The organism is Microbacterium resistens (assembly GCF_031456305.1).
Classification (GTDB): domain Bacteria; phylum Actinomycetota; class Actinomycetes; order Actinomycetales; family Microbacteriaceae; genus Microbacterium; species Microbacterium resistens_A.
In genome coordinates this window covers 1-12,252 of the sequence record NZ_JAVDUM010000004.1, presented here as the reverse complement: position 1 = coordinate 12,252, position 12,252 = coordinate 1, and the positions used below count along the sequence as shown (strand labels likewise).

11 protein-coding genes are annotated in these 12,252 nt (G+C 70.6%); 5 read left to right on the top strand and 6 right to left on the bottom strand.

Annotated elements, in window-relative coordinates:
- Positions 1-41: 41 nt before the first annotated feature.
- The 4 genes from J2Y69_RS05380 to J2Y69_RS05365 form a co-directional block, all read right to left on the bottom strand.
- A complete protein-coding gene (locus tag J2Y69_RS05380; RefSeq protein ID WP_310018346.1) occupies positions 42-1,580 on the bottom strand; it encodes an APC family permease in 1,539 nt (512 codons plus the stop codon).
- A gap of 268 nt (positions 1,581-1,848) precedes the next feature.
- Positions 1,849-3,348, bottom strand: coding sequence for a DHA2 family efflux MFS transporter permease subunit (locus tag J2Y69_RS05375; RefSeq protein WP_310018343.1), 1,500 nt, complete (start codon positions 3,346-3,348; stop codon positions 1,849-1,851).
- Positions 3,345-4,040 (bottom strand): PadR family transcriptional regulator, encoded by a 696-nt coding sequence (locus tag J2Y69_RS05370; RefSeq protein WP_310018341.1) that lies wholly within the window; start codon positions 4,038-4,040, stop codon positions 3,345-3,347. The genes J2Y69_RS05375 and J2Y69_RS05370 overlap by 4 nt, the downstream gene beginning before the upstream one ends.
- Before the next feature lie 91 nt (positions 4,041-4,131).
- On the bottom strand, positions 4,132-4,692 hold the full coding sequence (locus J2Y69_RS05365) for a GNAT family N-acetyltransferase (RefSeq protein WP_310018339.1): 561 nt from the start codon (positions 4,690-4,692) through the stop codon (positions 4,132-4,134).
- A gap of 75 nt (positions 4,693-4,767) precedes the next feature.
- On the opposite strand from J2Y69_RS05365, the gene J2Y69_RS05360 reads away from it, so the two are divergent.
- Both J2Y69_RS05360 and J2Y69_RS05355 read left to right on the top strand, forming a co-directional pair.
- Positions 4,768-5,736 (top strand): phosphoribosylaminoimidazolesuccinocarboxamide synthase, encoded by a 969-nt coding sequence (locus J2Y69_RS05360; protein WP_396653043.1) that lies wholly within the window; start codon positions 4,768-4,770, stop codon positions 5,734-5,736.
- 202 nt (positions 5,737-5,938) lie between these two features.
- On the top strand, positions 5,939-7,285 hold the full coding sequence (locus J2Y69_RS05355) for a uracil-xanthine permease family protein (RefSeq protein ID WP_310018337.1): 1,347 nt from the start codon (positions 5,939-5,941) through the stop codon (positions 7,283-7,285).
- A 237-nt stretch (positions 7,286-7,522) separates the two neighbouring features.
- Here the strand turns inward: J2Y69_RS05355 and J2Y69_RS05350 are convergent, their stop codons facing one another.
- Together J2Y69_RS05350 and J2Y69_RS05345 are read right to left on the bottom strand one after the other, a co-directional pair.
- Complete coding sequence (locus tag J2Y69_RS05350) at positions 7,523-8,518, bottom strand: LacI family DNA-binding transcriptional regulator (RefSeq protein ID WP_310018838.1); 996 nt, start codon at positions 8,516-8,518, stop codon at positions 7,523-7,525.
- Positions 8,519-8,589: 71 nt separating this feature from the next.
- The gene (locus J2Y69_RS05345) at positions 8,590-10,014 is read right to left on the bottom strand and encodes a glycoside hydrolase family 1 protein (RefSeq protein ID WP_310018335.1); all 1,425 of its coding nucleotides are present in this window, start codon (positions 10,012-10,014) and stop codon (positions 8,590-8,592) included.
- A gap of 115 nt (positions 10,015-10,129) precedes the next feature.
- On the opposite strand from J2Y69_RS05345, the gene J2Y69_RS05340 reads away from it, so the two are divergent.
- From J2Y69_RS05340 to purQ, 3 genes are all read left to right on the top strand, one after another.
- Positions 10,130-10,651 (top strand): adenine phosphoribosyltransferase, encoded by a 522-nt coding sequence (locus tag J2Y69_RS05340; protein WP_310018333.1) that lies wholly within the window; start codon positions 10,130-10,132, stop codon positions 10,649-10,651.
- Positions 10,652-10,919: 268 nt separating this feature from the next.
- Positions 10,920-11,168: a phosphoribosylformylglycinamidine synthase subunit PurS gene (gene purS / locus J2Y69_RS05335; RefSeq protein WP_310018331.1), complete on the top strand. Its 249-nt coding sequence runs from the start codon at positions 10,920-10,922 to the stop codon at positions 11,166-11,168.
- Positions 11,165-11,872 (top strand): phosphoribosylformylglycinamidine synthase subunit PurQ, encoded by a 708-nt coding sequence (gene purQ, locus J2Y69_RS05330; RefSeq protein WP_310018328.1) that lies wholly within the window; start codon positions 11,165-11,167, stop codon positions 11,870-11,872. The genes purS and purQ overlap by 4 nt, the downstream gene beginning before the upstream one ends.
- Positions 11,873-12,252: the final 380 nt, after the last annotated feature.

Genomic DNA, 12,252 nt, shown 5'->3' with positions numbered 1-12,252 from the left:
TGGGCGGCCGTTTCGCGGTCCGATCCCCCGCGGGCCGCCGATCAGATCCCGCCGTCCACCGAGCGGATGACCTCGCCGGGCTCATCCGGGACGAGGACGGGGGTGTCGCGATTCAGGCTCTCGCCGCGGAAGAAGCGCTTCGCCCGAGGGAACAGGAACCAGAGCACCATCAGGACGACGCCGAAGAGCAGCGAACCGATCCCGACGACGAACGTCCCTCCGATGCCCAGGAGCACGGTGTTGCCGTAGTCCACCGCCCACATGTCGACCGCGGACTGCACGAACGCATAGGTGAGCATGAGCGCGCCGAGGAGCGGCATCAGCCCCTTCACCAGGAAGGCGCCGGCGGAGCGGAACAGCTCGGCGCGGAAGTACCAGACGCACGCGTAGCCGGTGATCGCGTAGTAGAAGGCGATCGCGAGGCCGAGGGACGCGATCGAGTCCTGCAGGATGTTGTCGCTGATCAGCGTCATGCCGATGTAGTAGAGGGATGCGACGATGCCCATCACCAGCGTGGCGAAGGACGGGGTCCGGTACCGCGGATGCACACCCTTGAACCTCTCCGGCAGCGCGCGATAGACCCCCATCGCGAGGGTGCCCCTGGCGGTGGGGAGGATCGTGGTCTGCGTCGAGGACACCGCCGAGATCAGCACCGCGACGACCAGCACCCAGCCGAAGGGGCCGAGCAGGCCGTCCTTGATCGCGAGGAAGAAGTCGTCGGCGTTGGCCTCGTTGCCCAGCCCCGTCCCGCCCTCCCCGAGGCCCGCGTACATCATCGCCGCGACGGTGACGCCGACGTAGGTGATCAGGAGCAGGACGCAGGTGAGCAGGGCCGCAGCGCCCGGGATGCGCTTGGGGTCCTTGGTCTCCTCGTTGAGCGCGAGGCAGGTGTCCCACCCCCAGTAGATGAACAGGGCCAGGAGCACCGCCTCGGTGAAGCCGCTCCAGGATCCGATCGCGAACGGGTTCAGCCACTCCCAGTCGAACGGCGTCGGGTTCGGGGCCGTGCCGGTGAAGAACTGCACGAACGCCGCGACGACGAACAGCGCGAGCGCGCCGTACTGGATCGCCAGCAGCAGGTTCTGGATCTTCTCGCCGATCTCGACGCCGCGCCAGCTCACCCAGGTCATCGCGGCGATGAACGCGACGGCGACGAGGATGATCCGCCAGTCGTTGTTCTCGAACTCTTGCCCCAACAGCGCCCAGAAGTAGACGCTCGCGATCTGCGCGAGGTTCGCGAGCACGACCATCCCGGCGACGGCGACGCCCCATCCGCCCATCCAGCCGACCCACGGGCCGAAGGCCTTCGTCGCCCAGGTGAACGTGGTCCCGCAGTCCGGGACGTCACGGTTCAGCTCACGGTAGGCGAAGGCGATGAACAGCATCGGGACGAAGGCGATGATGAACGCGATCGGCGCCTGGGCGCCCACCGCCAGCACCACGAAGCCGAGGGTCGCGACGAGCGAGTACACCGGGGCCGTGGACGCCAGGCCGATGACCGTGGATCCCCACAGCCCGAGGGTTCCCGCGGCGAGGCCTTTGCCCTCGCCGCGGCTGAGGTCGATCGGGGTCGTCGTCATGTCGTCTCCAGGGCAGCGTCGCATCGGGTGGCCGCGCCCTGGGGAGCCGGGAGGCGACGCTGCCTCCGGTGAGCGCTGATGACGGCGCCAGCCTAGGGCAGCCGCGCGCGCCGCGTCCAGCATCTTCCACCGCACCGCCACGGAAACCGCGGCGGTCTGCGCCTTCCGGTAACGAATTCTGCCGCTCCCGACGATCGGAAGCGGCAGAATTCGCAACGGGAGCGGTCCCGGACGGCGTCCGGGACCGCTCGGCCGGGCTCAGTCGGGCTCAGCTCTGGGGGACGTGCCGCCGGAGGAAGAACGCGGCGATGAGCGCGACGCCGATCACCGCGGCGGGGAGGAGCATCGTCTGCGCCATGCCCGTCGAGAATCCGCCGACGATCGCCTCCGGCAGCGCACCGCCTCCGCCGATCCCGCCCGGCGCCTGGTCGATCCCGGGGAGGTTCGCCTCCAGCCGCGCCTGCATGAACGCGGCGATCGCGGACGATCCGATCACGGAGCCGATGGTGCGGGTGGTGTTGTAGATGCCGGCGCCTGCGCCCGCCTGCCGCGGAGGGAGGCGACGGGTGGCGGTGGTCGCCAGCGGCCCCCACATCCCGGCGTTGCCGATGCCCAGCAGCGCCGAGGGGAACAGGAACATCCAGATCGGGGTGTCCGGCGTCATCAGCGCCGAGTTCCACAGCAGGCCGGCCGCGACGAACAGCAGGCCGGGGATGAGGATGAGCCGCGGATCGACCCGGTCGAGCAGGGAGCCGGCGAACGGCGCGAGCACGCCGGAGATCACCGCCATCGGGATCATCAGCAGCGCGGACTCGGTCGGCGTCAGCCCCCGCGCCAGCTGCAGGAAGAACATGAACGGCAGCGCCATGCCCGTGATCGTGAACCCGACGGCGGCGATCGCGAGATTCGCACCGGAGAAGTTGCGGTCGCGGAACAGGCTGAGCGGCACCAAGGGCTCGCTCTTGGTGCGCCACTGCTGCACGATGAAGACCGCGAGCAGCACGAGGCCGGCGATGATGAGCCCCCATACCGAGATCGGGCCGGCGATCGTGCCCCAGTCGTACTTCTCGCCCTCCTGCAGGCCGAACACGATGAGGAACAGCGCGACCGCGCTGAGCACGACGCCCACCACGTCGAAGCGGTGCGGGTGGGTCTCCAGCCGCGGGACGAGGATCGCGGCCAGCACGAACCCGACGATGCCGACGGGGACGTTGATGAAGAAGATCCACTCCCAGCCGAGGCCGTCCACGAGGAGGCCGCCGAGAAGCGGGCCGACCAGGGTCGCCACGCCCGCCGTCGCGCCCCACAGGCCCATGGCCGCACCGCGGCGCTCAGGCGGGAAGGTGCGGGTGATCACGGCCATCGTCTGCGGCGTCATGAACGCCGCGCCGATGCCCTGGACCGCGCGGGCGACGATCAGCCCCTCCAGCGTGCTGGACAGTCCGCACCACAGCGAGGCGGCGGTGAAGACGACGAGCCCGATCAGGTAGATGTTCTTCGGCCCGAACCTGTCGCCGAGGCGACCGGTGATCAGGAGCGGCACCGCGTAGGCGAGCAGATAGGCGCTCGTGACCCACACGACGTTGTCGAGGTTGTTGGTGCTCGGATCCAACGCCGCCTTGATCGCGGGGTTGGCCACCGAGACGATCGTGGTGTCGACGAGGATCATGAAGAAGCCGATGACCAGCGCCCAGAGGGCGGGCCAGGGGCTTCGAGGGACGACGGGGCGGGACCCCGTCGTCGTCGCGGTGGATGAGGTGTCTGTCATTCGCGTGGTGCCTTTCGAAGGGCGTCGTCCGTGATGTCGGAGTTCGTGATGTCGACGTTCGTTGTGTCTGAGCTCGTGATGCCGGAGCTCGTGATGCTGCTGTCCGGGTCGCTTCCGTCCGGGTCGCTGCAGACGCCCCAGACGAACGCGGGGTCCGCCAGGTCGGCGAGGAACCCGTCGGTCCAGGCCAGGTCGGCATCCAGCAGAGCCACCTGGCGATCGTGCTCGAGGAGGAACTGAGCGGAGACGGAGCGGGCACGTGCATCGGCGAGGCCACTCCCGAGGGCGTCGAGCTGCTCGGCGAGCAACGCGCGCCGAGCAGAGACGAGGCCGACCACCTCTGCACGGGGGAGGTTGTGCGCCTCGGCGAGCGCGACCTGGAACTCCGCCTCGCGATCGACCAGCGACAGCCCCCGACGTACCCAGGTCTCCAGCACCTCACGCCCGTCCCCGACGAGCGTGTAGGTGGTGCGCTCGGGACGGTTACCCTCGCGGTCCACCCCGACCTCGGCGATGAGCCCGTCCTTCTGCAGGCGGGCGACCGTGTGGTAGAGCGTCCCGTTCGTGAGACGCACCATGCGGTCCCCGCGGCGATGGCGCAGCAGCCTCAGCATCTCGTAGGGATGCATGTCGCCCTCGCGCAGCAGGGCGAGGACCATGACGCCGAGGGGTGTCGGTGTAGGGGTCTTCATTCATGCTCCATATCGATTAGTCCATGTGGACTATACACGTGACCGGCCGCCATGACGACCCGGAGCTCGCACCGGTCGGCTGCTCCCCTCGTCAGCGCAGCGTCGACGCGAGCTGGGCGGCGCTCAGCGGCCGATCCGCGAAGACGAGCCGTTCCACCGAGGGATCGGGGTTCCCCGCATCCGGACCCCGATGCCGCAGGGTGAGTCCCGCTCTCCCCGCGACCGCGGCGGAGGCGTGATTGTGCGCGACCAGGAAGGCGATCACGGGCACCTCAGGCGCCAGGACCTCGGCTCGCGCGGTCGCCGCCTCCGCGAGCTCGGTCGCGTATCCCCGGCCGTGGTGATCGGCGGCGATCCGGTAGCCGAGGTTCCACACGTCACCGCCCCCGCGCTTGCCTCCCCTCAGCCGGGTGCAGCCGCCGTAGCCGATCACCTCCCCCGTCTCGCGGAGCCGCACCACCCAGGTTCCGAGGTCGGCATCGATCCAATGCCCGATCCATCCGGCGAGCATCGCCGCCGACTGGCCGGCGTCGGTGTGGCGGAGGGTCGGGTAGTGGGTCCAGACGCGGGGGTCGGCGTTGATCGCATAGAGGACGTCGGCGTCGGCCGGCGTCGGGCGGCTCAGCCGCAGGCGAGGGGTGAGCGTGTCCATCGGGCTCAGGGTACGCGCCCCCTCCGACATCGCAGTCGGATGCCCGGCACGCCCCGTGGCCGGGATAATGGGCGGGTGAGCACCCCAGCGAGCCCCACCCCCGAGAACTCCACGCCCGAGAACTCCACGCCCGAGAGCGCCGCCCCGTCGGCAGAGCCGGGCTCCGCGATCGGAGCCTCGACCCGGATCCCGGGATGGCGCCATCTCTACTCCGGCAAGGTCCGCGACCTCTACGCCTCGGAGGACGCCGACGACACCCGCATCCTCGTCGTGGCGTCCGACCGGGTGAGCGCCTTCGACTTCGTGCTCGAGCCGGGGATCCCGCAGAAGGGCGCGCTGCTGACGAGACTGAGCCGATGGTGGTTCGCCCGGCTCTCCGAGGGGCCGGATGCCGTGCCGAACCACCTCGCCCCCGGTGACCTCCCCGCCGCCGTGGCCGACCGCGCGATGATCGCGCAGTCGCTGGAGATGCTGCCGATCGAGTGCGTCGTCCGCGGCTACCTCACCGGATCCGGCTGGGCCGAGTACCAGGAGTCGGGGACCGTCTGCGGCATCCCCCTCCCTGCGGGCCTGCACGACGGCGACCTCCTGCCGGAGCCGCTTTTCACCCCGGCCTACAAGGCGCCGATGGGAGAGCACGACGAGAACATCACGTTCGCGCGCGCCGAGGAGATCGTGGGCGCGGAGCAGGCGGCGCAGCTGCGGGACGCGTCGCTGGCGATCTACCGACGCGCCGCCGCGATCGCCGAGGAGCGGGGACTGATCCTCGCCGACACGAAGTTCGAGTTCGGCGTCGACCGCGACGGCGTGCTCCGCCTCGCCGACGAGGTCCTGACCAGCGACTCCTCCCGCTACTGGGACCGGGAGTCCTGGCGCACCGGGACCACATCGGCGGAGCGGATGGCGAGCTTCGACAAGCAGATCGTGCGCGACTGGCTCGCCGCCCACTGGGACCGGCAGGGCGAGCCGCCCGCGCTGCCCGCGGACGTCGTCGAGCGCACCGCCGCGCGCTACGCGGAGCTGATCGATCGTTTGACCGCCTGACCGACAGCTCCGCGAGCGCCAGACTCCCGAACGTCTGGTCGGCGAACGTCTGGTCGGCCCGTTCCACATCCGTCGGCCAAGAGGGCCGCAACGGTCCGACGAACGTGGAACGGTCCGACAGCAGGGGCTTGCCCCTCCTCTCAGGGAACGCCCAGGATAGGGTGGCGAACAGCCTTCATCCCCTGATTCCGAGGAGCACCCCATGGCCCTGTGGAAGATCCACGGCGACGGCCGCACGGTCGAGCCGGGAGCCGTCGTCCGCCCCGATGAGCGGCTCAGCTGGCCCGCCACCATCGCGATCGGCGTGCAGCACGTGGTGGCGATGTTCGGCGCGACCTTCCTCGTGCCGATCCTCACCGGCTTCCCCGTGCCGACGACGCTGCTGTTCAGCGGCATCGGCACGATCCTGTTCCTCCTGATCACCCGCAACAAGCTGCCGAGCTACCTCGGATCCTCCTTCGCGTTCATCGCCCCCGTCACCGCGGCGACCGCTGCGAACGCCGTCGGCGGCTCGGACGGACGAGGCGCCGCCCTCGCCGGCATCGTCGCGGTCGGCGTCCTGCTGGTGCTCATCGGCGTCGTGGTGCACACGGTCGGCGTGCGCTGGGTGGACCGCTTCCTGCCGCCGGTGCTCGCGGGGACGATCGTGGCCCTCATCGGCTTCAACCTCGCCGGCGCCGCGCACAACAACTTCGCCGCGTCCCCGGTCACGGCCACCTTCACCCTCGCCGTGACGATCCTCTTCGCCGTGCTGTTCCGCGGGTTCCTCGGACGGATCTCGATCTTCCTCGGCGTGATCGCCGGCTACGTCTTCGCGGGGATCCGCGGCGAGCTCTCCTTCACGGCCGTGGAGGAGGCGGACTGGGTCGGGCTCCCCACCTTCCACCTCCCCGACTTCGCGTCCCCGGGGACCTGGTCGGTCATGGCGATGTTCCTCCCCGTCGTCCTGGTCCTCATCGCCGAGAACGTCGGGCACGTGCGCGGCGTCGCGACCATGGTCGAGGACCCCTCGATCAATCAGCAGACGGGCAAGGCCCTCATCGCCGACGGCCTCTCGACCTCCGTCGCCGGCTTCTTCGGCGGCTCCGGGACGACCACCTACGGCGAGAACATCGGCGTCATGGCCTCGACCCGGGTGTACTCCACGGCCGCGTACTGGGTCGCCGGCATCGCCGCGATCCTGCTGAGCCTGTCGCCCAAGTTCGGCGCGGTCATCAACTCGGTCCCGCCCGGCGTGCTCGGCGGGATCACGACGGCCCTGTACGGTCTCATCGGGATCATCGGCGTGAAGATCTGGGTCGACAACCGCGTCGACTTCTCCCGGCCGGTCAACCAGTACACGGCGGCCGTCGCGCTCGTCATCGCCGTGGGCGGCTTCATGATCAAGGACGAGGGGTCGGGCTTCGAGCTCGGCGGAATCGTGATCGCCACCCTCGCCGCGATCGTGATCTACCACGGCGGGAACCTCGTCGCCCGCCTGCGCCGCTCCGGTGCGGACGACCCGCGACCGCTCGAGGCCGTCGGCCCGCTCGGCGGCGACCCGGAATAGCCGGGGCAGGAGCCCGGGACAGGAGCCCGGGGTCTCGGGTCCAACCGCGTCCCGATTTCTGTTGTTCACGAGCCGAAACACAACCAGAACCGGGACACGCACCCCGAAAATCGGGACACGGGCACCCGCACCCCGCCGGGGGCATCCCCACGGGGTCAGGCGGAGGCATCACCCCCGCCGGGATGATCCCCTCGGGTCAGCCCGAGGCGTCACTCCCGCCGCGGCATCCCCGCGGGGTCAGGCGGAGGCGCGGACCACGAGCTCGGTGGGCATGATCGTGACGCGGCGCGGCGATCGACCGGCGAGGACGTCGATGAGCACCGCGGCCATCGTCTCGCCCTCGGCGTGCATCGGCTGGCGGACGGTGGTGAGCGGCGGATCGGTCGCGACGGCGATCTGCGAGTCGTCGTAGCCGATGACCGCCACGTCCTCCGGCACCCGCAGGCCCGCCCCGCGGAGCACCCGCAGGACTCCGCTCGCCATGAGGTCGCTGGCGACGAAGACGCCGTCCGGCCGCGCCTCCCCCTCCAGGAGACGGCCGGCGGCCTCCGCCCCGCCCGCCTCGGAGAACCCGCCGTCCAGCTCCGCCCACGGCTCGAGCCCCGCATCGCGGAGCGCCTCACGGAAGCCCCGCAGCCGATCGACGGCGGGCGGCATCGTGAGCGGACCCGTGACAGTCGCGATCCGACGGCAGCCCCGGGCGATCAGATGCTCCGCCGCGATCCGTCCGCCGCGCACGTTGTCGACGTCGACGACGTAGTCCGACGGCCTCTCGTGCGCCGGACGCCCGCCGAAGACCACGGGCACCGACTCCGCGATCCGGTCGACGAAGGAGTCGCTGGTGTGGTGCGAGACGATGATGGCGGCGTCCACCCCGCCGTTGCGCACGAAGCCGGTCATCTTGTCCCCGGGATCCTCGCTGGCCACGAGCAGGGTGAGCACGTAGTCGGATGCGGCGAGACGGGAGCTGATGCCGGCCACGATCTCCGCGAAGAACGGGTCGCCGAAGAAGCGCGTCGTGTCCTCGGGGACCACCAGGGCGATCGCGTGCGTCTGCCGGCTGGCCAGCGAGCGTGCCGCGCGGTTCGGGACGTAGTCCAGCAGCGCGATCGCGTCCTGCACCGCGGTGAGGGCACTGCGGCTCACCGCCGTCGACCCGTTGACCACCCGCGACACGGTCGACCGGGAGACACCCGCGACCGCCGCGACCTCTTCGATCGTCGCCCGACCCATCCGCTCCCTCTCTGCCACCCGCGGCACGGTCGCCGACGGGCGAGGTGCGTGCGAGGAAGGCGGCGGATCGGTCAGATCGCGCGCGCCGCGATGATGTGAGCGTACTCCCGACCGCTGTCCTTCACGATCCGCTCCAGGCTCTGATAGTCGACGCGGACGATGCCGAACCGCTTCTCGTAGCCCCAGGACCACTCGTAGTTGTCCAGCAGCGACCAGGCGAAGTAGCCGCGCACGTCCGTCCCTGACTCGATCGCGTCCAGGGTCGCTGCCACGTGCGCGCGCAGGAACTCCGTGCGCTCGGCGTCCGGGACCGCGCCGTCGATGACCGCATCGTCGTAGGCGGCGCCGTTCTCGGTCACGTACAGGGGCACGCCGTCCGCGTACTCGGCGGCGACCCGCTGGAGCAGGCGGGTCAGTCCCTCCGGCTGCACCTCCCAGTCCATGCCCGTACGGGGAAGCCCGCGCTCCGCCCAATGCACGTCCTGCGCGGCCGGGAACGGGGACCGCGTCGGCCGGGTGACGCCGATCCCGCCGGCGTGCACGTCGCGGCTCGCCGTCCCCTCGGGCGCATGCCCCGTAAGCAGCTCGCCGTGGTAGTAGTTCACGCCCAGCACGTCGAGCGGCACGGCGATCGTCTCGAGGTCCCCCGGACGGACCGCGCGCTCCCAGCCCGTCACCGCGTCCGGGTCCACGGCGCGGACGTCGTCCACGACGTCCTGCGGATAGGAGCCACGGAACACCGGATCCAGGAACCAGCGGTTGAACTGCCCGTCGATGCGACGCGCGGCGTCCACGTCGGCCGGATCGCTCGGGTCCGCGGGATCCGCGACGGTGAGGTTCAGGGTGATCCCGAGATCGAGCTCCGGATCGCGCGCGCGGAGCGCCTCGATCGTCCGGCCGTGCGCGAGCAGCAGGTGGTGGGAGGCGACCAGGCCGTCCTCCACGCTGTAGCGACCGGGGGCGTGCACGCCCGCGGTGTAGGAGAGGAAGGACGAGCACCACGGCTCGTTCAGGGTCGTCCAGTCCCGGACGCGGTCGCCGAGGGCGTCGTGCGTGGTGAGGGCGTACTCGGTGAACCGCTCGACGGTGTCGCGGCTCGTCCACCCACCCCGCTCCTCCAGCGCCTGGGGCATGTCCCAGTGATAGAGCGTCAGCCACGGGCGGATGCCGGCGCCGAGCAGCTCGTCGACCAGGCGGTCGTAGAAGGCGAGGCCTGCGGGGTTCACGGCGCCGCCGTCCGGGCGCACCCGCGACCAGGACGTCGAGAACCGGTAGACCTGGAGTCCGAGCTCGCGCATCAGGGCCACGTCCTCGGGGACGCGGTGATAGTGGTCGCAGGCAACGTCGCCGGTGTCGCCGTTCTGCACGGCGCCGGGGACGCGGGCGAACGCGTCCCAGATCGAGACGGTCCTGCCGTCCTCGAACGCGGCGCCCTCGATCTGATAGGCGGCGGTCGCAGCGCCGAAGAGGAAGCCCTCGGGGAATGAACGGGTCATGGGTGGTCCTCTCCTGGGCCTCTTCGTGTCGGGCTCGATGCTAGCAAGCGTGGGAGCGCTCCCAAAGACCGGACGCCCTCCCGCATCGGCCGCGCCCGATAGCTACGCTGTAGCGGTGACCCTGACGCCAGCGCTCGCCCGCGCCGAATCGCTCATCCGCTCGATCCCGGATCACCCCGAGCCCGGCATCCTCTTCCGCGACATCACCCCGCTCCTGGCCGACGCGGAGGCGCTGCGGGTCACGACCGAGGCGCTGATCGCCCCGTTCACCGGAGAGTTCGACGTGGTCGCCGGCGTCGAGGCGCGCGGCTTCATCCTGGCCGGAGCCGCCGCGATCGCCGCCGGCACCGGATTCGTCCCCCTCCGCAAGGCCGGCAGGCTCCCCCGCCCCGCCGCCTCCGTCGACTATGCGCTGGAGTACGGCACGGCGACCATCGAGATGCACGACGACCTCCCCACGGGCACCCGCGTGCTGCTGATCGACGACGTGCTCGCCACGGGCGGCACGCTCGCCGCAGGCCGCCGGCTCGTGGAGGAGCTCGGCTATCGCGTCACCGGCGTCTCCGTGCTCTTCGAGATCGACGGCCTCGGCGGCCGCGGCGTGGTCGGAGACGTGCACACCGTCTTCCACTCCTGACGGGCTCGCGCGGTCCTCGCCGGCCTGTCCTGTCCGGCCCGTCCTGTCCGGCCCGTCCTGTCCTGTCCGGCCTGTCCCGGCCCGTCCCGGATGCATGGACATCCCCCGGATGCATGGCTGATTCCCGTCGATCCGGCCTGCAAGCGCGCATTCTCCATGCATTCGGGGCGGGCATGCGGACCCGACGGGGCGGCGGGCGGGTCCGCCCGGCACACGCCGGGAGATAGACTGGCCGCACCCCTCTCGCCCGCGACTTCCGGAGCCTCGAATGCCCACCATCGTCGTCGACGTCATGCCCAAGTCCGAACTGCTCGACCCGCAGGGGAAGGCCGTGACCGGCGCGTTCGCCCGACTGGGCGTCGACCTCTTCTCCGATGTCCGCATCGGGAAGCGCTTCGAGCTCACCGTCGAGGGCGAGGTCACCGACGAGGTGCTCGCCGAGGCGAAGCGCATCGCGGACGAGGTGCTCTCGAACGCGGTGATCGAGGACGTCGTCGGCATCGAGGTCGTCGAATGACGGTCCGGATCGGCGTCATCACCTTCCCCGGATCGCTCGACGACCGGGACGCGCAGCGCGCGGTCCGGATCGCCGGGGCCGAGCCCGTGGCGCTCTGGCACGGTGCGCACGACCTCGACGGTGTGGATGCGCTCGTCCTGCCCGGCGGATTCAGCTACGGCGACTACCTCCGCTCCGGCGCGATCGCCGCGCTTTCGCCGATCATGACCGAGGTCAAGAGCGCCGCCGCGAAGGGCATGCCGATCCTCGGCATCTGCAACGGCTTCCAGATGCTCGTCGAGGCCCACCTGCTCCCCGGCGGGCTGATCCGGAACGACCACCAGCACTTCGTGCGCCGCGACCAGCGGCTCACGGTCGAGAACGCCGACACCGCCTGGACCAGCGCCTTCACGAAGGGGCAGGAGATCGTCATCCCCCTGAAGAACGCCGAGGGCGGCTACATCGCCGACGCCGAGACGCTCGACCGCATCGAGGGCGACGGCCTCGTCGCCTTCCGCTATGCCGGCATCAACCCGAACGGGTCACTGCGCGACATCGCCGGCCTCACGAACGAGACCGGGAACGTGGTGGGCCTCATGCCCCACCCGGAGCACGCCACGGAGCCGGGCTTCGGCCCCGACACCCGTACCGCCATGCGCTCCGGCATCGACGGGCTCGGCTTCTTCGCCAGCGCGATCGCCGCCGTCGCCCGCGTCGCCGCCTGAGGCGGGGCTGAGCCCGGCCGGCCTGCGCCTGGGGGCTGGGGCGCAGTTCGGTCGGGTCACCTCTTGCACTCCCGTCGGCCGATCGCACTCCCGTCGGCCCAAATCAGCAATCCGGGCCGACCAGACTCAATCCATCCGACAAACGTGAACGCCCATGTCCCGAACTTGGTCCTCTTGGCTCCCCGGGTCTGACTCACCCGGTCCCGGCATCTACCGGGTCTGCTGAACGGATAGGTGACACCTGATCTGTGGTGCCGAAGGGTGCCGCTGGGAGGATGTCATCATGCCCAAGCCTTATCCCCGCGAGTTTCGTGAGGACGTCGTCGCGGTTGCTCGTGATCGGGATCCGGGGGTGCCGTTGCGGAAGATCGCGGCGGACT